At 64.6% G+C, this 21,759-nt stretch carries 22 protein-coding genes; 8 read left to right on the top strand and 14 right to left on the bottom strand.

Annotated features, from left to right (window positions below):
• Positions 1–183 precede the first annotated feature (183 nt).
• Together ACQR1H_RS12630 and ACQR1H_RS12625 are read left to right on the top strand one after the other, a co-directional pair.
• Positions 184–624, top strand: a complete 441-nt coding sequence (locus ACQR1H_RS12630) for a hypothetical protein (RefSeq protein WP_434881518.1) — start codon at positions 184–186, stop codon at positions 622–624.
• On the top strand, positions 587–1,156 hold the full coding sequence (locus ACQR1H_RS12625) for a hypothetical protein (RefSeq protein ID WP_434907611.1): 570 nt from the start codon (positions 587–589) through the stop codon (positions 1,154–1,156). Before ACQR1H_RS12630 ends, ACQR1H_RS12625 begins: the two co-directional genes overlap by 38 nt.
• A gap of 792 nt (positions 1,157–1,948) precedes the next feature.
• Here the strand turns inward: ACQR1H_RS12625 and ACQR1H_RS12620 are convergent.
• Positions 1,949–2,968 (bottom strand): 1-aminocyclopropane-1-carboxylate deaminase, encoded by a 1,020-nt coding sequence (locus tag ACQR1H_RS12620; RefSeq protein ID WP_434907610.1) that lies wholly within the window; start codon positions 2,966–2,968, stop codon positions 1,949–1,951.
• 146 nt (positions 2,969–3,114) lie between these two features.
• Here ACQR1H_RS12620 and ACQR1H_RS12615 point away from each other — a divergent pair, with 146 nt between their 5' ends.
• Together ACQR1H_RS12615 and ACQR1H_RS12610 are read left to right on the top strand one after the other, a co-directional pair.
• The gene (locus ACQR1H_RS12615) at positions 3,115–3,591 is read left to right on the top strand and encodes an Lrp/AsnC family transcriptional regulator (RefSeq protein WP_434886112.1); all 477 of its coding nucleotides are present in this window, start codon (positions 3,115–3,117) and stop codon (positions 3,589–3,591) included.
• A 91-nt stretch (positions 3,592–3,682) separates the two neighbouring features.
• On the top strand, positions 3,683–4,561 hold the full coding sequence (locus ACQR1H_RS12610; protein WP_315799996.1) for a DUF2147 domain-containing protein: 879 nt from the start codon (positions 3,683–3,685) through the stop codon (positions 4,559–4,561).
• A 77-nt stretch (positions 4,562–4,638) separates the two neighbouring features.
• On the opposite strand, the gene ACQR1H_RS12605 is transcribed toward ACQR1H_RS12610, so the two are convergent.
• On the bottom strand, positions 4,639–5,046 hold the full coding sequence (locus ACQR1H_RS12605; protein ID WP_008965351.1) for a (R)-mandelonitrile lyase: 408 nt from the start codon (positions 5,044–5,046) through the stop codon (positions 4,639–4,641).
• Positions 5,047–5,100: 54 nt separating this feature from the next.
• Positions 5,101–5,799, bottom strand: a complete 699-nt coding sequence (locus ACQR1H_RS12600; protein WP_006613956.1) for a ribonuclease activity regulator RraA — start codon at positions 5,797–5,799, stop codon at positions 5,101–5,103.
• Between the two features lie 247 nt (positions 5,800–6,046).
• On the opposite strand from ACQR1H_RS12600, the gene pxpB reads away from it, so the two are divergent.
• From pxpB to ACQR1H_RS12585, 3 genes are read left to right on the top strand one after another with little or no spacing between them, the layout of a single operon-like run.
• Positions 6,047–6,778 (top strand): 5-oxoprolinase subunit PxpB, encoded by a 732-nt coding sequence (pxpB, locus tag ACQR1H_RS12595; protein ID WP_316178775.1) that lies wholly within the window; start codon positions 6,047–6,049, stop codon positions 6,776–6,778.
• Positions 6,775–7,809: a biotin-dependent carboxyltransferase family protein gene (locus tag ACQR1H_RS12590; RefSeq protein ID WP_315799999.1), complete on the top strand. Its 1,035-nt coding sequence runs from the start codon at positions 6,775–6,777 to the stop codon at positions 7,807–7,809. Before pxpB ends, ACQR1H_RS12590 begins: the two co-directional genes overlap by 4 nt.
• Positions 7,810–7,859: 50 nt before the next feature.
• The gene (locus tag ACQR1H_RS12585) at positions 7,860–8,627 is read left to right on the top strand and encodes a LamB/YcsF family protein (protein ID WP_315800000.1); all 768 of its coding nucleotides are present in this window, start codon (positions 7,860–7,862) and stop codon (positions 8,625–8,627) included.
• A gap of 6 nt (positions 8,628–8,633) precedes the next feature.
• Here the strand turns inward: ACQR1H_RS12585 and ACQR1H_RS12580 are convergent, their stop codons facing one another.
• The 5 genes from ACQR1H_RS12580 to ACQR1H_RS12560 form a co-directional block, all read right to left on the bottom strand.
• Positions 8,634–8,783 (bottom strand): hypothetical protein, encoded by a 150-nt coding sequence (locus ACQR1H_RS12580; protein ID WP_315711980.1) that lies wholly within the window; start codon positions 8,781–8,783, stop codon positions 8,634–8,636.
• Between the two features lie 159 nt (positions 8,784–8,942).
• The gene (locus ACQR1H_RS12575; protein WP_434907609.1) at positions 8,943–10,544 is read right to left on the bottom strand and encodes a sulfite reductase subunit alpha; all 1,602 of its coding nucleotides are present in this window, start codon (positions 10,542–10,544) and stop codon (positions 8,943–8,945) included.
• Positions 10,541–12,331, bottom strand: a complete 1,791-nt coding sequence (locus ACQR1H_RS12570; RefSeq protein WP_434907608.1) for a NirA family protein — start codon at positions 12,329–12,331, stop codon at positions 10,541–10,543. Before ACQR1H_RS12570 ends, ACQR1H_RS12575 begins: the two co-directional genes overlap by 4 nt.
• A 343-nt stretch (positions 12,332–12,674) precedes the next feature.
• The gene (locus ACQR1H_RS12565) at positions 12,675–13,829 is read right to left on the bottom strand and encodes a CmpA/NrtA family ABC transporter substrate-binding protein (RefSeq protein WP_434907607.1); all 1,155 of its coding nucleotides are present in this window, start codon (positions 13,827–13,829) and stop codon (positions 12,675–12,677) included.
• Positions 13,826–14,416 carry an ANTAR domain-containing response regulator gene (locus tag ACQR1H_RS12560; protein ID WP_315800004.1) on the bottom strand — a complete coding sequence of 197 codons (591 nt, stop codon included), beginning with the start codon at positions 14,414–14,416 and terminating at the stop codon, positions 13,826–13,828. Before ACQR1H_RS12560 ends, ACQR1H_RS12565 begins: the two co-directional genes overlap by 4 nt.
• A gap of 113 nt (positions 14,417–14,529) precedes the next feature.
• Between ACQR1H_RS12560 and rimO the strand changes: the two genes are divergently transcribed.
• Positions 14,530–15,855: a 30S ribosomal protein S12 methylthiotransferase RimO gene (gene rimO, locus ACQR1H_RS12555; protein ID WP_315800005.1), complete on the top strand. Its 1,326-nt coding sequence runs from the start codon at positions 14,530–14,532 to the stop codon at positions 15,853–15,855.
• Positions 15,856–15,872: 17 nt separating this feature from the next.
• Here the strand turns inward: rimO and ACQR1H_RS12550 are convergent, their stop codons facing one another.
• The 6 genes from ACQR1H_RS12550 to ACQR1H_RS12525 form a co-directional block, all read right to left on the bottom strand.
• The gene (locus ACQR1H_RS12550; protein ID WP_434907606.1) at positions 15,873–16,454 is read right to left on the bottom strand and encodes a hypothetical protein; all 582 of its coding nucleotides are present in this window, start codon (positions 16,452–16,454) and stop codon (positions 15,873–15,875) included.
• An 11-nt stretch (positions 16,455–16,465) separates the two neighbouring features.
• Positions 16,466–17,311, bottom strand: coding sequence for an aKG-HExxH-type peptide beta-hydroxylase (locus ACQR1H_RS12545; RefSeq protein ID WP_316178789.1), 846 nt, complete (start codon positions 17,309–17,311; stop codon positions 16,466–16,468).
• A 26-nt stretch (positions 17,312–17,337) separates the two neighbouring features.
• A complete protein-coding gene (locus tag ACQR1H_RS12540) occupies positions 17,338–19,257 on the bottom strand; it encodes a RiPP maturation radical SAM C-methyltransferase (protein ID WP_434907605.1) in 1,920 nt (639 codons plus the stop codon).
• A gap of 26 nt (positions 19,258–19,283) precedes the next feature.
• Positions 19,284–20,348 carry a radical SAM/SPASM domain-containing protein gene (locus ACQR1H_RS12535; protein WP_316215789.1) on the bottom strand — a complete coding sequence of 355 codons (1,065 nt, stop codon included), beginning with the start codon at positions 20,346–20,348 and terminating at the stop codon, positions 19,284–19,286.
• 105 nt (positions 20,349–20,453) lie between these two features.
• Entirely contained in the window at positions 20,454–20,690 is a 237-nt protein-coding gene (locus ACQR1H_RS12530; RefSeq protein WP_315800010.1) for a hypothetical protein, read from the bottom strand.
• Between the two features lie 140 nt (positions 20,691–20,830).
• Positions 20,831–21,751 carry a hypothetical protein gene (locus tag ACQR1H_RS12525; protein ID WP_434892117.1) on the bottom strand — a complete coding sequence of 307 codons (921 nt, stop codon included), beginning with the start codon at positions 21,749–21,751 and terminating at the stop codon, positions 20,831–20,833.
• Positions 21,752–21,759 lie beyond the last annotated feature (8 nt).

Below are 21,759 nucleotides of genomic sequence, written 5' to 3'. Positions count from 1 at the left end.
TTGCGGATGTCACGCTGGTCGAACTGCAAGGAGCAAAACCAGATCCCTAGTGCGATCTCGTTGAATTGGCCCCGGCGTTGCGTTCTGTTCGTTTCGGTCCTTAACAGAAGCATATGGACGATCGGAACATGGTCGCGCTGTACGACGGTGGCCGAAGCTATGAACGGAAGGCTTGGAAGGGCTATGGATATGATTTTTGCAGTAGTTCCAGTTTGCATAGGCTCTTTAATATATTTGCTTTTTCGTACAAAAGATACTTGGATTATTTATGCCATAGGAGGCGCGGGTGGTGGACCTCTACTCGACTTCGCACGAACGCTGGTCCGACCTCTTAATCCTTACGTGAGCGGCTTCGCTCTCTATTCGCTCCCTTCTGCTCTTTGGGCTTTCTCGTTTATGTTCTGCATTGTGAAGATTTGGGCAGACACGCTTGTCTCGATCGCCGCGATTGCCGTCATTGCGTTAACTGCAGCGGTCGTGCTCGGATCCGAAGTGGGTCAGGCGCTTGACTTAGTTCAGGGGAGATTTGACGTCGCTGATGTTGCGGCGAATGCCGTTGGATTGTCTGCAGGGGGATTAACCGCATATGCAACACAGCGCAACAAACTTCGATCGATATGTTAGCAGCGCAATAGTATTTGCGATCTTTTGTGTTTTGGCCGGAGGGTCTGCAGAAGAAAGTAGTGAAGAGAAGAAGGCGCGCATATTGAAGTCGGAGGGAATTTCAGAAGGGACTTATGACAATCGGGTCCGCGATTTCGGAAGCTACGACGAATACAAGGCCGCCGTCGAGAAGGGAATGAACGCAGCTCAATTCGCAAAGTATAAGTCGCAGCGAGACGCCTGCAAGCGGGACTGGTCATCGTGCGCTGATAACGAGCAGCTGGTTAACAATTGGTCGGGTTGGAGCGAGGTCCAGGTGGCCTGCAAGATCGCGGCCAACGATCGAGCAAAATACGGCGACCCGGAGTGGCCTTGGCTTCCGTTCGGCACGTATCTGACAGGAAATGAATATGTCAGGACAGGCAAAGTAGTTGCCATAGAGCCCGATGCGAGGTTTAAAAATGGGTTCAATGCCGCAGTTAGGGTGCGAGTTCGCTGCTATTACGACGTAAGGAGCAAGCATGTCGACAATGTCACGCTCGACGAGCGTTAGGCGCGGTCTTGATCAGCTGCACGGTCATCGATAATCAGCGACCAGAGAGGATCTTTCTACGCCGTTTCAGCGGCATGGCGCTGTCCAGTCGCTGCGCCAGAAACAATAGGCTTGCGTTTTTCCGAAAACTATGGTTCACTGCCGCCATCCCACCTCATCGAGAGGGGCGTTGCGCGCGATCGTCACGACACGCGAGGTGGGATGCGATGGCCGCGTTGGTGCCGCAGCGTGCTTGCACGCGGACGAACGGCAGCTTGCGGACGTGAAGTCGCAGGGTCCTGATACCCCGACGCTGGTATCAAGTCGCGACGGTGCTCAAGGCGCCGCGTGGTGATGGTGGCCAACAAGCCCGGCGCACCAGGGAGACTGCGTATAAGCGTTAAGACCGTCGCGCAGGGAATGCCGGTTGATCGGCAGCACCTGTGGTACCTGCCGCCTGCATTTTTTACGCAGGCGGGCCATGGGTGAGGCCCTCACCCGGCATTCCCTGCGCCCTCTTCTATTCGAGAGGGGCACGACTGATGGAATCACTCGGACGTCATGCGTCGCGAGACAGCAAGGTCATGCTCTAGAGTGTTAGGTGCGGATCGCTCGGGCGACACAAACGGTGTCGTCCCGGCCTCGAGCCGGGACCCATACTCACAGGCCGTCGTTTGTGGCAGGTGCGAAGGTGCAGGCCTGCAGAACAGTCCCGCTGGTGGTTATGGGTCCCGGCTCGAGGCCGGGACGACAGTGGAGCGTGTTGTGAAAGCTCGGCTCATAACCGCGCAGCGAACGGAGTTCAAACAGGCCTCAGCCGTTGCGATACGTGTAGCTGTAGCCGTTGATCGCCGGCGCGCCGCCGAGATGGGCGTAGAGCACCTTCGATCCCTCAGGGAAGTAACCCTTCTTGACCAGGTCGATCATGCCCTGCATCGACTTGCCCTCGTAGACCGGATCGGTGATCATCGCCTCGGTGCGCGCGGCCAGCCGGATGGCCTCGTTGGTCTCGGCGCTCGGCACGCCATAGGCCGGATAGGCGTAGTCGTTGATGATGACGATCTCGTCGTCGCGCACCTTGCGGCCGAGCTCGACGAGTTCGGCGGTGTTGTCGACGATCTGGCGCACCTGGGCGCGGGTCTGCTCCGGCGTGCCGGAGGCGTCGATGCCGATGACGCGGTCGGCGCGGCCGTCGGCGGCGAAGCCGACGATCATGCCGGCCTGGGTCGAGCCGGTGACGACGCAGACGATGACGTAGTCGAACTTGATGCCCATCTCGGCTTCCTGCGCCCTCACCTCCTCGGCGAAGCCGACATAGCCGAGACCGCCGAACTTGTGCACGGAGGCGCCGGCCGGAATGCCGTAGGGCTTGCCGCCGGCATCCTTCACCGACTGGATCGCGTTCTCCCAGCTCTTGCGGATGCCGATGTCGAAGCCGTCCTCGACGATGCGGCTGTCGGCGCCCATCAGGCGGGTCATCAGGATGTTGCCGACGCGGTCATAGACGGCGTCCTCGTGCGGCACCCAGCTCTCCTGCACCACGACGCACTTCATGCCGATCTTGGCCGCGGTCGCCGCCACCATGCGGGTGTGGTTGGACTGCACGCCGCCGATCGAGACCAAGGTGTCGGCATTGGACTCGATCGCGTCCGGCACGATGTATTCGAGCTTGCGCAGCTTGTTGCCGCCCATCGCAAGGCCGGAGTTGCAGTCGTCGCGCTTGGCGTAGATCTGCACCTTGCCGCCGAGCGCCGCCGTCAGGCGCGGCAGATGCTCGATCGGGGTGGTGCCGAAGGTGAGCGGATATTTTTTGAATTTGTCGAGCCGAAGCACGGGGCCTCTCGTGGGTGAATGAGATCGGTCGTCCCCAACATACGAAAAAGCCTGAGAAAGGTGCTCTCTTTATTGGCGCAGAATTTCATGCTTACGTCGGCGCTTGGCTCGTTGAGCGATGGGTTTTCTCAAAAATTGTGTGTCGTATGAAAGAAACTTCCGAACCCGATCTCGACCGCGTCGACCGGCGCATCCTGCAACTGCTGCAGAAGGACGGCCGGATGAGCAATGCCGAGCTTGCCGCCACCGTTCACGTCAGTCCGGCCACCTGCCATCGCCGCACCCAGCGCCTGTTCGAGGAGGGCTACATCAGGAGCGTGCGTGCGCAGATCGCCCCCGAGAAGGTCGAGCGCAGCGCGCTGGTGCTGGTCGGCGTCGTGCTCGACCGCTCGACGCCGGAGAGCTTTCGCACTTTCGAGGCCGCGATCCGCAAGCTGAAATTCGTGCTCGATTGCCATCTCGTCGCCGGCGATTTCGACTTCTTCCTCAAGATCCGCGTTCGCGATATGCAGGATTTCAACCGCATGCATGGTGACCAGTTGATCTCGCTGCCCGGCGTGCGGCAGACCCGCACCTTCTTCGTGATGAAGGAGGTGGTCGACAATGCGCCGCTGGATTTCTGAGCAGAGGGCGCGTTGAACCAGGGCTGCCGCAGCGGCGACTTAATTGCGCGTGAGCTCGCTCACATCAGCAACCGACATCGTGGAGATCCTGATGAAGAGGCTGTTGGCCGTTGCTGCCGTGGTTCTGGCCAGCAGTGCCGCCGAGGCGCAGTACGTCATCGAGTACGGCGGCAAGACGATCCGCATCGATCCCGACCGCGGCACCGTGCAGATCCCCGGCGTCTACGACAATACCGAGCAGAAGAAGTCCAAGCGCACCAAGCGCGATCCGGATCAGGCGGCCAGGCCGCCGGCCGCGGCGGACAAGCCGGCTCCGGCGCCCACCGAGGCGGCGGTCACCCCGGCCCCGCAACCGCCTGCTCCCGCCGTCGCGGTCCCTGCTCCAGTTCCCGCCGAGCCTGCTCCGACGGCAGCCGCACCGGTGAGCCCGCCGGCCGCTCCTGCTCCCGTCCAGGCGGCCGCGCCACCGGCGCCGCTGCCGCCACCTCCGGCGGCCCCAGCCGCCAATGCCACGGCACCGGTTGCGCCGCCGGCCGCTGCGGCTCCTGCTGCTGCTCCGGCTCCCGCCGCCGCGCCGCCGCCACCGCGTCCAGCCCAGACGCCTGCCGTGACCACCGCAGCCGCTCCGCCCGCTGCGGCGCAGACCGCCGGTCGCGATCCCAACTCGCCGGTCGGCATCTGGCTGACGGAGGAGAAGGAGGGCCAGATCCGCATCGAGCCCTGCGGCGCCAATCTCTGCGGCTACGCCGTGGATGCGAAGACCAAGCAGAACGGCGAGCAGATCCTGATCAACATGCGGCCGAGCGACAAGGCCCAGGAGAAGAAGTGGACCGGCCGCATCTTCGATCCGAACAGCGGCAGCACCTACGATTCGACCATCGCGCTGAAGGGAGCGGACAATCTGCGCGTGCAGGGCTGCGCCTTCGGCGGCATGTTCTGCGGCGGCCAGACCTGGACGCGGGTGAACTGAGCCCGGCGCGCGACGCGCCTCCAAAAGCAAAGCGCGCGGCCCTGCGACCGCGCGCTCTTGGTCTTGCTAGTCCCGCATCAGCCGACCGGCGTCGCATATTCCTCGTCGGTGACGTGCTCCATCCACGTCACGTGCTCACCGTTGAGCGATTCATGCATCGCGACGTGGACCATGCCGGTGGTCGGCGCGGCGCCATGCCAGTGCTTCTCGCCCGGCGGAATCCACACGACGTCGCCGGCCTTGATCTCGCGCACCGGCCCGCCCTTGGCCTGCACCCGACCGACGCCCTGAATCACGTAGAGCGTCTGTCCGAGCGGATGGGTGTGCCAGGCGGTGCGCGCGCCGGGCTCGAACGCCACGCGCGCCGAGGCGACGCGGGCGGGCGCCTGCGGCGTGATGATCGGGTCCTGCCACACCGTACCGGTGAAACTTTCGGCCGCCGCGCGGCGCGTGGGGCGCGAGCCCGCGAGATAAACATCCACCATGGTTCTGCCTTTCCTGAGTCCTTGCAGTCGATCGATCGCTGCGTCGGCCGCGACCTACTTCTTCGACGCCGCGTAGCGCGCCTTGGTCTCGGCATTCATCGGATAGAGGCCCGGCAGCACCGCGCCCTTGTTCACCTCGTCGACGATCCAGGCTTCCATGCGCTCCTGCTCCGGGCCTTCGGCGAGCACGTGATCGAGCATCGCCTGCGGGATCAGCACCGCGCCATCTTGGTCGGCGACGATGACGTCGTTCGGAAACACCGCAACGCCGCCGCAGCCGATCGCCTCGCCCCAGCCGACGAAGGTGAGCCCCGCGACCGACGGCGGCGCGGCGTAGCCATCGCACCACACCGGCAGGCCGGTGCCCATCACGCCTTCGAGGTCGCGCACGACACCATCGGTGATCAGCGCGGTGACGCCGCGCTTGACCATGCGGGCGCACAGGATGTCGCCGAAGATGCCGGCGTCCTTGACGCCCATCGCATCGACCACGGCGATGCAGCCTTCGGGCATCGCCTCGATCGCGGTGCGGGTCGAGATCGGCGACGACCAGGATTCCGGCGTCGCCAGATCCTCGCGCGCCGGCACGAAGCGCAGCGTGAAGGCGGGACCGACCAGCCGCTTCTGTCCCGGGCGCAGCGGCTTGGCGCCGCGCAGCCAGACATTGCGCAACCCCTTCTTCAGCAGGACCGTCGTGATGGTCGCCGTAGTGACCTGGGAGAGGGTAGCGATGGCTTCGGGAGTGAGGGACATTGTGAGACTGGCGCTCCAAACAGGCTGGCGGAAAAAGCAGGCGCATCTTGCGAGCGACGAAGGCCGCGTCAAGGGCATGCTCAGTGCGCCCAGCGCATGCGGGGCCTGCAGCGGCCCGATAAGGTCTTCTTATCGCGGGGCATCCGATTAATTTATTGAATTTTCGAGACTTTTTGTCTCCAGCGCAATTCCACTGGCGATCGAAAGCGGCTAGATGAGGAACAGCAACACGGATCTTCTCGGACAGATGGCCGACTCTTTTCCACCTCCTCGCCTGCTGCCCAGCGGCGACAGCGCGGTCACCGTCGAGTTCAGCCGGACCATCGACGAGACCGCCAATCGCCGCGTGCTTGCGCTCGACCATGCGCTGACTGCCGCCGCCATCGCGGGCATCACCGAGACGGTGCCGACCTATCGCTCGCTGCTGGTGCACTATGATGCAGGTGTGATCGACCACGACACGCTTGGGGCAAAGCTGTTGGCGCTGTCGGCCGGGTCGCTTGCGCCGGACAGCGAGATCCGGCGCTGGCGGGTTCCAGTCTGCTACGGCGGCGAGAATGGCATCGACCTGGAGGACGTCGCCAAGGCGCTGAACCTGACGCCGGACGAGGTCGTCGCCCGCCATGTCGCCGGCATCTATCGCGTCGCGATGATCGGCTTCACGCCGGGCTGGTCCTATTTGTCCGGTCTCGATCCGACGCTGCAGATGTCGCGCCGGCAGAACCCGCGCTTGGCGACACCGGCAGGCATCATCGCGATCGGCGGCATCCAGACCGGCATCCAGTGCCTTGCCGGCCCCTGCGGCTGGCACCTGCTCGGGCGCACCGCGATGCGGACGTTTCAACTGCACCGCGACCCGACCTTCCTGCTCGAGCCCGGCGACGAGGTCAGCTTCTACGCCGTCGACGTGAAGACCTTCGCGGAGCAGGAGCGCGCCGCGGAGGGCGGCGAGCTCATCGCAGAGCGGATCGCCGCATGAGCACGCTCGTCGTCTCACAGATCGGTCCGGCAAGCTCGGTCCAGGATGGTGGGCGTTTCGGCGCTCAGCGCTACGGACTGACGCCATCCGGCGCGATGGACAAGCTGGCGCTGGCCGCAGCCAACAGCCTCGTCGGCAATGTGCCGATGGCGGCTGCGATCGAGATCGGCCCGTTCGGCGCGACGTTCGCGGCGAAGGGCGGCGCGGTGCGCGTGGCGCTCGCCGGCGCGCAGCGGCCGGCGGACGTCGCCAAGCGGCCGATCGAGATCAACACGTCGGTGACACTGAACGACGAAGAGCAGCTCACGCTCGGCTTTGCGCGCGGCGGCTCGTTCACTTATCTGGCCATCGAAGGCGGCATCGCCGGCGAGCCGATGTTCAACAGTCTCTCGGTGAATGCGCGCGCCGGGCTCGGCAGCCCCTACCCGCGGCCGCTCCAGGCCGGCGACAGGTTCGAGGTCACCCCCGCCAGCGACGCGCCGGAACTGCGGATTGATGTGCCGAGAATGAGCGGCGTGATCCGCGTCGTGATGGGGCCGCAGGACGATGAGTTCAGCGACGAGATGAAAGCGCTGTTCCTCGGCAGCGACTGGATGGTGTCAGCAACCAGCGACCGCATGGGCTATCGCCTCGAAGGACCGCCGATCCGCCATCTCCATGGCCACAACATCGTCTCCGACGGCACCGTCGACGGCAGCATCCAGGTGCCTGGCAACGGTTCGCCGATCGTGCTGATGTCCGATCGCGGCACCAGCGGCGGCTATCCGAAGATCGCGACCGTCATCACGGCGGATTTCGGCCGCCTGGCGCAGACGCCCGCCGGCACGCCATTCCGCTTCAAGGCCGTGAGCATCGCCGAGGCGCAGGCCGAGCTGCGCCGCTACAAGGATCTGCTGCGCAGCCTGCCCGGCCGCGTCACCGAGCTCGCCAACAGCGATTTCAATGTCGATGCGCTGTTCACGGCCAATGTCGCCGGTCATGCGGTCAGCGCAACCGACGCCACCACCTGGCCCGGAGCGACTCCCGATTGATTTGAGCACATCTCACGCTGTTTCGGACCCATCAACGAGCGGACCCTGACATGACCAGCACCGTCGACCTGAACTGCGACCTCGGAGAGAGCTTTGGCCCGTGGGAAATGGGCAACGATGCCGCCATGATCGAGCTGGCGACGTCGGTGAACGTCGCCTGCGGTTTTCATGCCGGCGATGCCGACATCATGCGCCGCACGGTCGAGATGGCGAAGGCCAAAGGCGTCAGCGTCGGTGCGCATCCCGGCTATCGCGATCTGCATGGTTTCGGCCGGCGTCCGGTACCCGGATTGAAATCATCGGAGATCGAAAACCTCGTCGCCTATCAGATCGGCGCGCTGCAGGCGATCGCCACCGCGGCCGGCCACAAGGTCACGCATGTGAAGGCCCACGGCGCGCTGTCCAACGTCGCCTGCGAGGACGACATGACGGCAAACGCGATCGCCAAGGCGATCAAGGCCGTCGATCCCAGCCTGATCTTCGTCGTGCTCGCCAACTCAAAGCTGGTGACCGCGGGCGAGAAGGCCAATCTGTCGATGGCGCACGAGGTGTTCGCCGATCGCGCCTATGGCGACGACGGACTCCTGGTGTCGCGCAGCAAGCCCGGCGCCGTGCTGCACGATCCCAAGGTCATCGCCGATCGCGTCGTGCGCATGGTTCAGGACGGCGCGGTGATCTCGGTGACGGGCAAGGTGATGAAGATGCGCACCGACACCGTCTGCATTCACGGCGATACCGCTGGCGCGGTCGAGATTGCGCGGGAGGTCCGCAAGGCGCTCGACGCGGCCGGCATCACGGTCGCGCCGTTCAAGAGGTGAGGAGGATCAGAACGGGTGCGTGAAGGATGTGCCCAGGGTGATCGCGGCAATCAGCGCCATCGCGCTGTAGAACGCAACCAACGCGACAGTTGCGCCGCGCTCGCGAATGGCGCGGGCCTGGGGCATCTGTCGCAGGGGCGTCGATATCGTCCGCATGGCCGGTCTCCTGAAGTTCCGGCCATGAGAAAAGCGTTCTCGCGGGCCGGTGCAAGGCAACCGGCGAAATAACGACAAGCCCCCTGCTTCGGGTCCCGCTGGAACCAAAAAATTCTCGGCCGGGCTCGCGGCCGAGAATATTCTCCGCAGGGTTCCCGCTCAGTAGACGTCGAGCTGGAACCGGCCCTTCTTCTTGAGGTCGGCCACGAAGCTGACGGCCTCGTCGGTCGAGCGGGCCCCGAACTGGGCGACGATGTCGACGAGGGCGCGCTCGACGTCCTTGGCCATGCGCTTGGCGTCGCCGCAGATGTAGAGATGGGCGCCGTCGGCGAGCCAGGTCCAGACCTCGCGCCCGACCTCGCGCATGCGGTCCTGGACGTAGAACTTCTTGTCGCCGTCGCGCGACCACGCCAGCGACAACCGCGTCAGGAGGCCGGCCGTCTTCATGGCGTTCAGTTCGTCGGCGTAGAAGAAGTCGCAGTCGCTGCGCTGATGTCCGAAGAACAGCCAGTTCTTGCCGGGCGCGCCGGTCGCCCTGCGGTCGTACAGGAACGCGCGGAACGGCGCGACGCCGGTGCCGGGACCGACCATGATGATCGGCGTCTTCGGATCAGCGGGCAGCGCGAATCCGTGCGCCTTCTGCACATAGACGCGCAGCTTGTCGCCGGGATTGATCCGCTCGGCCAGGAACGTCGAGGCAAGTCCCAGCCGCTTGCGCTTGCCGATGACGTAGCGGACGCAGTCGACCGTCAGCGACAACCTGCCGGGCGTGGCATTGTGCGACGACGAGATGGAGTAGAGCCGCGGCTGCAGCGGCTCCAGCGCCTCGACGAAGGCCTCCGGATGCGGCCGGACGCCGGAGAACTTCTGCAGCACCGCCATCACGTCGAGCGTCGCCGCGTCGCCATCGGGATCCTCGCCCTGCGCCAGCTGCCGCGCCTTCTCGCGGGTCGCGCCGCCGGTGATGAAGGAGATCAACTCGAACAGCGAATCCGGCGCCGGCGCCAGCGAGACGTCCTCCAACAGGCACTGCCGCAGCGGCTTGCCGTTCACCTCGGTCATGTGCGAGGCGCCGAGCAGCGCGATGATCTGATCGACGAGGCCGAGATCGTTCTTGGCGAAGATGCCGAAGGAATCGCCGACGACGTAGTCGAGCCCGCTCTCGCCGAGATCGAACTCGATGTGCCAGGTCTCCTTCTCCGAGCCCGGCTTGTTGAGCAGGCGCCGCGACAGGAACGTCGCATCGACCGGATTGTCGCGCGAGCGACCGGGCTCGCTGACGACGACGGAGACGGTGGCCGGCGCAGCCGCAGCGGGCTTGGCCGCGGCCGGAGCCCTGTCGATCTCCTCGTAGAGCGCCTTGAGCATCCGCGCGGTTTCCTTGCCGCCGGGGACGCACAGATTCAGCCGCGCCTCGCTGCGATCGGCAATCGCATCCGAATAGTCGCTGCAATTGTAACCGCATTGGCCGCAGTCCTGCTGCGCCATGGCCGCCATCATGCGCCGGCGCAGCGGACGGCCGTCGGCGAGCTTCATGCGCTCGGCGATCGGCATGGTCTGGTCGTGCCATGGCGCCTCGCCGTCGTCACCGTCGCCCGCGGGCGCAAGCACGGCGCCGTTCTGCACCGGCGACAACGCTGTCGCGCCGTCGAAGCCGAGCGCTCCGGCCAGAAAGCCGTTGAGCCATGAGCGTTGCGCCTCGGAGAATGGCGCCGTCGAAGGAATGATCTCGATCTTGGGCATGGGCGTGATCTGGTTCATGCAGACACCTCCGACGAGGTCTGGGCTTCGGCGAGATTGCGCAGCGCCTCGCCGTCGTGACGGCGTGCGAACGACAGGAAGGTCTCCTCGGGAGAGGCGCGATGGGCGAGATAGGCCTTGAGCAGCTTCTCAACGGTTACAGGCGCATCCGCCGCCTTGAGGTCGCGATAGACCTCGCGGCCGATGTCGGCCTGCGGGCCGAACCCGCCGCCGGCGAACAGGTGATAGCCCTCGACCGTGTCGTCGCCATCACCGACCGGCACCTTTGCCGCGATCATGCCGATGTCGCTGATGTAGTGCTGGGCACAGGAATGATGACAGCCGGTGAGATGGATGTTCAACGGGGTGTCGACGTCCACTCTGCTCTCGCACCAGTCGCCGATCTCGGCCGCATGCTTCTTGGTGTTGGATGCCGCGAACTTGCAGCCGGCGTTGCCGGTGCAGGCGATCAGTCCGGCGCGGATGTGCGAGGCCTTTGTCGACAGCCCGATCTGCTCGATCGCCGCACAGGCCAGCGCGACCTTGTCGTCGGGAACGCCCGAGAGCAGCAGGTTCTGCCACACCGTGAGCCGGATCTCGCCGTCGCCGAGATCGGCTGCGATCTTGGCGAGCGCGCGCATCTGGTCCGTCGTCAGCTTGCCCAACGGCAGCACCACGCCGATCCAGTTCACCCCCTGCTGCTTCTGCTGGTGGACGCCGATATGGGCCATGCGATCGGCGTCGGGCCGCGGCGCGAGCGCCTCGTCGGGGACGCGCGCCAGCTTGCGGCCGAGCCTTGTTTCAACGGCTTCCATGAACTTGTCGTGGCCCATGCTGTCGAGCACATATTTGAGCCGAGCCTTGAGGCGATTGGTGCGGTCGCCGGTCTCGATGAACAGCCGCACGATGGCGTCGGCCACCTCGGTCGCCCGCTCCGGCTCGACGATGATCCCTGTCGGCTTGGCGAAATCCTTGTGTCCGGTGATGCCGCCGAGGCCGAGCTTGAACCACACGCCCGGCGCAACGCCAAAGCCGTCCTTCACCTCGACCGCCGAGAAGGCGATGTCGTTGGTGTCCTCCAGTGCCGCGATCCGTCCGGCGCCGTCGAAGGCGACATTGAACTTGCGCGGCAGGCCGTACAGCGAGCGGTCGTTGAGGATGTGGAAATGCCATTCGCGGGCGAAAGGCCGCGTATCCAGCAATTCCTGCGGATCGATGCCGGCCGTTGGCGTCCCCGTCACATTGCGGATGTTGTCGGCGCCGGAGCCGCGCGCCGTCAGACCGAGATCCGAGAGTCCTTCCAGCAGCATGACCGCGTGCCTCGGCGGGATTTCGCGCAGTTGCAGGTTGGCCCGCGTGGTAACGTGGCTGTAGGGACCGCAAAGCTGGTCGGCGAGATCGGCAAGGCCCGTCAGTTGCCAATGCTTCAGGATGCCGTTGGGAATGCGCAGCCGGCACATATAGGAATCCTGCGCCGGCGCGACGTGAAACAGGCCGTAATAGCGCCAGCGGAAATTGTCGGCCGTGGATGGCGCAGCATCATTGCGCGCCTGCTCCTTCAGCCTCTCGTAGGCATCGAAGGGATGGAACTCGCGCTTGACCTTCTCCTGGTCGGCGAGCTTCCGTCCCGACGCAATCACCTTGTCCTGGGCCTTGATGTGGATGGCGTCCGGGCCGGTCGGCTCGCTTGCCGTCTGCGTGCCACCCTGGCCGCGCCCTGCCAGCGTGACCTTGAGGCCCGCAGCCAAGCCTTCGAGGTAGCGCTTCTGCTCGTCGTTAAAGTCGACTGACAACGATTCGATTTTCATGATGGCGGACGAAGCTCCAGCGGCCACGGCGGTTGGCGTTCGGGAATGGGATGAGGATCGCACCGTCCGACAGGCCGACATGGCCTGCTTCCGATGAAAGATCCGACCAGCTTCGTTGCTGCGGAAATCCGACACGGATTGCAGTCAGCGGCATCTGCGGCGGCTGACTGCACTGCAATATTCAAGTTGCGTGCCAGCCTGAAAAATCAGGAAAAGCGTGTAAAATCAGAATGCTGATCGAATCAATGAAGGCAAGTTAACCGACTCAAGCCTCGAAATACGGGCACGCCGCCCAAAAATTGGTCGACGGCACACGGTGCCCAGACCGTGATCGGTGCGTGAATCAGGCCGTCCAGCGGCCGATCTTGAAGGCCTCGAGATGGCCGATCACGTCGTCCGCCGCGAAAGGCGGACCGGCGAATGCGCCGATGGCGGCATCCGTGCCGACCGCGACCGTGCCCATGGCCGCGTCGTAGATGTCCGGCCGGAACACGCCCATGGCAGTGCCCAGGGCTTCAGTACTGAGGGGAGTCTGGCCCCACCGCACCATCTGGGCATAGAGCCATGCCGCCTGGATCCTCTCGGGCCGTCCCGCGTCTTCGCGGCCCACCAGCAGATAGCGCGAGCTTTCGCGGAAGGTGCCGTCCGGCGAGATCTTGAGGCGGCCGTCCAGCGTACGCTGGAGCACCTCCGCATCGACGCCGATGCGCTCCGGCTGAGCCAGGATGCGCGCGGATTCTGCGTGGTTCTGTTCGATGAAATTGGCGGCCTTGGCGCAGGCGCGAACCAGGCCGGCGAGAGCGCCGGGATTCTTGTCAGCCCAGCTCTGCCTGACCGCCAGCACCTTTTCGGCCGCGCGCACCAGCACGTCAGACACGAAGTGGAGAATATGGCCGATGCCGAGATCGACTGCGATCGAGTTCCACGGTGCTCCGACGCAGAACGCGTCGACGTGACCGTTGGCGATGCTCTCCACCATGTAGGGCGGCGGCAGCACCACGAGGCGGACGTCCTCATCGGGGTCGACGCCACCTGCGGCCATCCAGAACCGCAACTGATAGTTGTGGGTCGAGAACGGAAACGTCATGCCGAACGTCAGCGGCTCGCGCCCGGCCTTGCGCCGTTCCGCGACGACGCGCGCCAGCGCCAGCGCTGTCGCCATCGGGTCGAAACGATCCCCATCGAGATTGGCCATGATCGCCGCATGCAGCGCCGGCGTCACGGTGATCGCGTTGCCGTTCACCCCGAGATTGAAAGGAGCCACGATCGGCACCTTGACGTGACCGATGCCCAGGCTCGACGCGATGGCGACGGGAGCCAGCAGATGCGCCGCGTCGAACAGGCCGATGTTGAGCTTGTCGCGCACGTTCGACCACGACACCTCTCGGACCAGCGTGACGTCGAGACCTTCGGCCGCGGTGAAGCCGTTGTCGACGGCGACGATCAGCGCGGCGGCATCGACCAGCGGGATGAAGCCAATGCGAAGCGGGCCGGTCATTTCAACAACTCCGAGGCGGTCAGGATCGACTGCGCGATCTCGCCGATCTTCTTCTTTTCGCGCATGGCCGTGGAGCGCAACAGCACATAGGCTTCCTCTTCGGTGAAGCCCTTCATCTTCATCAGAATGCCCTTGGCGCGGTCGATCACCTTGCGGTCCTCCAGCGCGGACTTGGTGCGCTCGAGCTCGTCCTGAAGCTTGGAGAACGCATTGAAGCGCGAGATGCAGAGGTCGAGGATCGGCTTGATCCGCTCCTTCTTCAGCCCATCGACGATGTAGGCGGAGACGCCCGCCTCGACCGAGGCCTGGATCGAGGCCGCGTCGCTCTGGTCCACGAACATCGCGATCGGCCGGCGGACGGCGCGGCTGACCTGGAACATCTGCTCCAGCACATCGCGGCTCGGGTTCTCCAGGTCGATGACGATGACGTCCGGGTCCAGGGCATAGATGCGCGCCAGGAGACCCTGCATCTCGCTGACATGCACGACGCCGGTAAAACCCGCCTCCCGCAAGCCTTCCTCCAGGATGGCCGCGCGGATCGGGCTTTCGTCGACGATCACGATTTTAGGCGATTGCTCGGCGCTCATCGATCACCAGGTTGTCCGGGCCCTCACCCATAGCATGGACGTGGCCGCCTCAAAGCCTTGTCTTTCTGGACAATTCGGACTAGCTGACGCCTATCTCATCAGGCAGTTCCAAGATGCAGCAGGGTTCGGCGCCCAAGATCAGCTTTGTTTCGCTCGGTTGTCCCAAGGCCTTGGTCGATTCCGAGCGCATCATCACGCGCCTGCGCGCCGAGGGCTACGAGCTCGCCCGGAAGCATGACGGCGCCGACGTCGTCATCGTCAACACCTGCGGGTTCCTCGACAGCGCCAAGCAGGAATCGCTGTCGGCGATCGGCGCGGCCATGGCCGAGAACGGCAAGGTCATCGTCACCGGCTGCATGGGCGCCGAGCCGGAGCAGATCGAGCAGGCCTATCCCGGCGTGCTGTCGATCACCGGCCCGCAGCAGTATGAGAGCGTGCTGGACGCCGTCCATCGCGCGTCGCCGCCGGCGCACAACCCGCATCTCGACCTGGTTCCTCCGCAGGGCATCAAGCTCACGCCCCGGCACTACGCCTATCTGAAGATCTCCGAAGGCTGCAACAACCGCTGCACCTTCTGCATCATCCCGAAGCTTCGCGGCGATCTGGTGTCGCGGTCCGCGGCCGACGTGCTGCGCGAGGCCGAGCGGCTGGTCGCAGCCGGGGTCAAGGAGCTCCTGGTCATTTCTCAGGACACCTCGGCCTATGGGCTGGACCTGAAATATGCCGAAAGCGCCTGGAAGGACCGCAACGTCCGGGCTCGCTTCCTCGATCTGGCGCGCGAGCTCGGCGAGCTCGGCGCCTGGGTGCGCATGCACTACGTGTACCCCTACCCGCATGTCGACGAGGTGATCGGCCTCATGGCGGACGGTAAGATATTGCCCTATCTCGACATCCCGTTCCAGCATGCCAGCCCCAACGTCCTGAAGGCGATGCGCCGCCCGGCGGCGCAGGACAAGACGCTGGACCGGATCAAGGCCTGGCGGACGACCTGCCCGGATCTTGCGCTGCGCTCGACCTTCATCGTCGGCTTCCCCGGCGAGACGGACGCCGACTTCGCCTACCTGCTGGATTGGCTGGATGAGGCCGAGATCGATCGGCTCGGCTGCTTCAAATACGAGCCGGTGGCCGGCGCGACCTCCAACGCCCTGCCCGACCAGGTCCCGGACGAGGTCAAGCAGGAGCGCTGGGACGCGCTCATGGCCCGCCAGCAGAAGATCTCGGCGCGCAGGCTCAAGCGCAAGGTCGGAACGCGTCAGCAGGTGATCATCGACGAGGTCGGGCCGAGCGTCGCCAAGGGCCGCACCAAGGCCGATGCCCCGGACATCGATGGCGCCGTTTATCTGTCCAGCCGGCGGCCGCTGCGTGTCGGCGAGATCGTCACGGTCAAGATCGAGCGTGCCGACGAATACGACCTGCACGGCACGGTCGCTGGGTTCTAGCGCGGGTCAACGGCAACTCAGGGAAGCCGGCCGATCGCAATCGTCCGGTCGGGTCCCACGCTTTCCAATGATGCAAAGCCGGCGCGTCTGCCGAGTTCATCAAGATTGCCGTAGCGCGCGATCCAATCGGGATAGGCGTAGCAGAGGATGATGTCGGCGTGGCTGCGAAGCCACCGACACAGTGTGGCAGCCCTGTCAGCGCCCGCTTCGAGCAACCGTCCGGGCATGATCAAAACGACGCTCCGATCAGCGGCCGTCTCAAGAGGTGCGGGGCAAGCGAACATGTCGCAACTCGGCCAGTGCGAAACCGCTCGTCCGAACATCGCTCGCGCATGGACGAGCTTTCGTGAATCTCGCTCGATGCCGAGCGGCTGCAGATCAGGCGTCCCTTCGCAACTCGCGGCCAACAGCGCCCCATTGCCGCATCCGAGATCGATGATGTTGTAGCGCGCCCCGGCCGTGACCGTTCTTACGGCCGCGACGATGGGAGCGTGAGCCTCTCGCATTCCGCAGACGGACGCGAAGCCGTTGTCGGCCGCAAGCCAATCCGGCGCGGGCCGTTCGCCGGACATCAGCGCTCGCCACGTTGACAGGTCCAACGACGGCCTCCTCAGTGCACCGCCGCCGCCTCGCGGGTCTCGAGCAACTGCCGGCCTCGCGCGATCAACGCGTCGATCCAGGCATAGAGGCCGGCAACGAACGCCTCTCCGTCCCGGTCGACGCGGATGTACCGCCGGATCTCGTCGACCCCCTCCTCAATGCGGGCGAGATTGCGCCGCAGCAGGCGAAACAGCAATTGGCGCCGCTCTTCATCCGGCTCGGTCTCGATCAGCACGATGTCGAGCGCCGTGATGTAGGCAAACGAATATTCCGCGTGCAGCACCGCGGTCATCGGGCGCAAACGATCCTTGATGACGGGGCTGACATACAACTCGTCCGCCGGATTCAACACCAGCCGATCCGCGGATTCCAGATTGATGCCGAGCGCGCGAAGCTTGTTGTGTCCCATCTCGTGCACGAACGCCTGGGCCAGGCCGATCGGATCGAAGATGGTGGCGAACAGCGTGCCCAGCCGGTCGTCGGTCGAGCCGCTGTAGGATCCATAGCCCTCGCGATAGTCGCTCTCCGCAACATCGGGACGCGCCAACGGATGGAAGGAATCGATGAGCATGCGCATCTGTTCGAAGGCGACCGGCCAGCGCCGCACGTAGTCGACGGCAGCATCGATGTTGGGGTGCTCCAGCGGACCGTTGCTGAATACGGGCGCCCCCGGCGCGGTCGGCTGCACGTAGCGAACCGACACGGCGCCATCGAAGATGCGCGGCGAATGGCCGGCGACCCGGTGCACGAACGGCTCCGGCCGGTGAGCGTTCGTGGTCGTGCTGGCGAGATGACAGGCCAGCAAGGCGTCATACAGATCATCCTGTGGTGCCGCGGCCCGCGACCAGTCGATCATTGTCTCCTCCCGCGACGGTTGTTGATTCAGAATTGAAGCTGAGCGGACGACGCGCCGGAGCCGTCCCTGGCGATCGGGCGCAGCCAGCCGCCGGGGAAATCGCGCCGGCATTCGTCGTCGATGACGAGGGCTTCGGTGCTGGTGACCAGCGTCAGCGCGCAGTCCTCGTCTTCCAGGATGCACCCGCGGGCGACCAGGCCGGCGTAGCTCTGCTCCACCTCTGGCCAGGAGGTCTCCTGGTCGACCAGCCGCCCGAGGGTCGCGTCGATGCGCACCGGCTCTCGGAAGGCGTCCAGCACGGCGATCTCGATCGGATCGAGCATGCGCCATGTCTCGGTTGCGATCCGGCGCGTGTCCTTGAGGATCGACAACGGACCCAATCCGACCACCGCCAGTATCGGCATTGCGGTGCCGTCCACATGTGCAGACCGCCAAAGCTTGATCGCCGCGCCGAGCGGCGCGAGATCATCATCCGACGCGGTGTTGGCCGCCGTGCCATCGAAGAAATAAGCGAGCCGCGTCAGCACATCTTCCGGCTGGCCATAGACCGCCTGATAGGCCAGCGCGGGAGCGACATTTTCAAACCCGAACTCGGCCGCGTGGTTGAAGTACGGGCTGAAGCGGTCGAGCCTGATCCGGCAATGTCCGGTCGGCGGCTGCAGATGCTCCAGCAGCGCAAACCATCGCGCTATCTTGGCGTAGGCCGCAGGCCGCTCGCCGGGGAAGCCGCACAGCACGTTCCAGATCGGCCGGAGTCCGATCTCGGCACAGCTTCGGAGCACGCGGACGTTCTGCAGCCCGGTCACGCCCTTTTCCATCAGGCGCAGGACATCGTTGTCGAGATGCTCGATGCCCGGCTGAACCCAGGTCACCCCGCCGCGCGCGAGCGTACGCAGCTGCTCGGGGCGCATGTTCGACTTGATCTCGTAGAGGATCCGGTAAGGCGACGGCGCGGTGTTGGCGAGGTGGCCGAACACGGCGTCGACATGCTTCAAGTTCAGAATGTTGTCGGTCGCCTCGAAGCGCTTGACGCTCCAGCGCGCGGATAGTGTTGCGAGCTCGGCCAGCACGCGCTCGGCCGACTTGGTGCGAAACGCCATCGTCGCGCCGTTCAGGCCGCAGAATGTGCAGTGGTGCTTCATGCCCCACCAGCAGCCGCGCGAGCTCTCGAACGGCAGCGCGGGGAGCAGATCATCGCAGAACGACGCCTGCCTCAGCTCCGCGAAATAGTCGGTGAAGTCGGGGACGGGAAGCTCGTCAAGATTCTGCAGCGGAGTCTCCGCGATCCTTCCATTCGTGCCCACGCGGCCCAGCACGTCGGTGCTTTCACTGTAAGGCAAGGTGCCTGCAAGGAAGCGCTCGACGAAATCCGGAAAGGTCCGGTCGGACTCGCCGCGAAACACATAGTCGATTTGCGGGAAGCGTTCGAGCAGCGCCTCGCCCATCGGCCCCTCGCAGTTGGCGCCGCCGAAGCATATGATCGTGTCCGGCGCGAGCTGCCTGATGCGATGCGCGATGCCGAGAGACGCGCAATTCTGCTGGAACGTCGACGAGAAGCCGACGATGCGGGCGCCGTCTGCGATCAGCAGACGAGCCGACCGGTCGACGAACCTCTCCGCCGCATCGCGCGCCGCGACGACCGCGGGCCAATGCTTGCCGCAATAGGCTTCCATTCGCTCCCGGTGCCGGGCTTCCGCGACAGGATCAGGAGCGTTTTCGAAGGTCGCGGCGAACACCCATTCACCGATCAGCAGGCTGGTCTGAACCTGCTCCGCGATGAACTGGAAGGTGTCGGCGCCGATCAACTCGGCAAACGCAAAACCGAGATAGTACTGCCGTGCGTCGATCCCGCGGTCCTCGAGGGCCGCCTGGAGCGTGCTGATCCCCAGCGCGGGCCGCGTCAAGGCCAGGAACGGCGCTGCAACCAGCGCAACGGATATGGTCATGGCAATGGCTCTCAGAACTTGGGCTGTCAGAACTTGGCGGACAGGTCGGACGACGGCGGAGGCACCGAATGAAATACACCCACTGCCTCGAACATGTGCTCGAGCAGCGTCAACGTTGGCAGCTTCCGCGGCAAATGGCTGTCGAGCAATTGCAGCAGCTCGGGATTTGAGAACAGACGGTCGCACGCCGTGCAGATGCCGTCGAAATCGCTGGCCGCGAGCGGTCGTTCGGTCTCCGCCGTGATTTCGCAGAGCAGAGCGATCGGACCTTCGAAGGCGATCCACTTCCACACCGGGTCCATGTAGGCGCGGGACATCGCCTCGGACATCGGCGTCTCGTTCAGATCACCGACGCTCATCGCGGCATGAAACGGCAGCACGCCGCAGCAGGGCAGAACGTTCCCGCTCGGGGCCACGGAGAAATGCCTCAGCACCGAGGGACATGGTCCGCGATAGACCTGTGGCGAATGCCGCCTTGCGTCGAGGTCGGACGCGCTGACATCGTCGACGGCGCGTCCCGTGGAGTTGATCGCCGTCTCGTACACCGACAGCTGCGGATCCGAGTCAGGGTCGACACCGAGAAGATCGAAGATCCGGGACCGGTCGATCACGCTGCCCGGCGATGTCACGACGGCAATCAGCACGTCCAATCCGAGCGAACGGGCAGCCCGGTAGGCATGCGCGATATTGCGCCCGTCCAAGAATTCGGCATGCATGTCGTCGAAAGAGATGATGATCCGTTCGAGACCTGCTTCAACCAGTGGAGTCAGGATCCGCTCGGCCTTCGCTTCGGATGTCGCCCAATAGGCGCTGGTGGTCGCGGACGTGGAGAGGCCGAACGACCTGGCGCGGGATGCCGCAGCGCGCATCAATTCAGGCTGGAGGAATGGATCGCCGCCGACCAGATTGATCCGCGTCATGTCGTGAGCGACGGCTGCATCATCGATCGCTGCGATCATCAGGTCCTGCGGCAGCACGTCGAGCTGAGTCATATCCGACGAAAAGCAGCAATGGCTGCACTTCAGCGGACAGCGGTAACTGATATTGAAGACAAGCTCAGTCGGTTTCGTCACCCGGTCACGCGAATGCATGTCCAGCTGCTCCCAGGGGCAGGAACTGACTTTGACGGAGGTCGGAGCTGCAGCACGTTTCCGGCCGGGCAATGCAGACATTGTCCGGCCGGCTTGAGATCGCGGTCAGACGTCGACGTGAATGACCGAAGCAGGCGCGGCGGTCGCCTTCTGGCCCGACAGGCGATCCTTGATCAGATCGGCCGTGTTCGAATCGATCTCGATGCCGACTTGGGCGAGATATCCCTGCGGATCCTTCTGGAGCTCGTCCGCGGCATTGGCCTGGCTCTTCAGCTGGGCCGCCGCAGCCTTCACTTTCGCAAGGTCCGCAGTGATTTGAATCTTCTTGTCCATGTAAGACATCTTGGAGTCTCCCGATAATCGCTCTTGGCAATGAAGGTGGTCAATCAACGCAAAGCGGAGTATATAACACTTTTGCGGCAGTAGATACATCACAACTCGCGGAGATTGTATTTTCACTCGGGCTAGGGAAGTAGGACCGCCTACCCTGTCGTCAGCGTTCCCCCACGAAAGCTCTTCGACCCCGTCCAGCGTTCGCGCGATGGTGCCCGATACGGGAAGCGCAAGCCGCTCGCGCCTTCAACGGGCCAGGTCGCGCCATGATAGATAATTTCGCGGCGTGCGCTGCTGTAGGAGGTCGATGCCGTGATCCGGCAGACCGGCGCGTGCAGCTCGGCGATGCCGTGCATCATCGACCACTCGGCCGGCCATGTCAGGACATCGAGCAGCCACTCCGTCGTCTGCCCGCAATGCGCTCGGCCGAATGCGAGCATGTTCGCCGCGAGCGCGGCGCTTGCCGGGCAATCGAGCCGGCAAGGCCAGTGCGGGATGATGCAGAGATCAATTGACCGCCAGAGCATGTTCGTCGCCGGCCGCGACGGCAGCTCGATCCGCCGATGTCCCGACGCTTCGGTTCTCTCGAACAGCGCGCTCGCCCAGACCGGATCCAGCGGCCGGCGCTCGCGGCGGCGCAGCGCCTCGGCGCAACAATGGGGACACCCTGCCCAGTCCCGCAATGTGCGTGCCGGATCGCGCTGCCAGTCGGCTTCGAACTCATCCGTGTCGCGAGCACGGACGACAGCGATGGTGACTTCGAGCGGCAGTCTTGCCCGCGTCTGCGACGACGACAATTTCGGGACCGCCTCGACCGCCAGTCGGACTGGTATGAGCGCGAGCCCTGCGCGTTCGACCTGCAGCGCCATCTCATCGAGAGCTTCGGGGTTGACGGTGCTGATCGATGCCCGGCTCAAACCGGCCGCGACCGCCCGCCAACGCAACACTTTCCACTCCGTCCTGATCAGCTCGAAGCGCGGCTCCCACACCTTTCTCGCAGCCTCCGAGGCCCAGCCGATGCGAACGAATGGCGGGCGGATCGGAGGGAGGATCGCGGCATGCTCGGACATTTGATCGG

The sequence above is a fragment of the Bradyrhizobium sp. HKCCYLRH2015 genome, from assembly GCF_051168215.1.
Taxonomy (GTDB): Bacteria; Pseudomonadota; Alphaproteobacteria; order Rhizobiales; family Xanthobacteraceae; genus Bradyrhizobium.
This window is presented reverse-complemented; position numbering and strand designations above follow the sequence as displayed.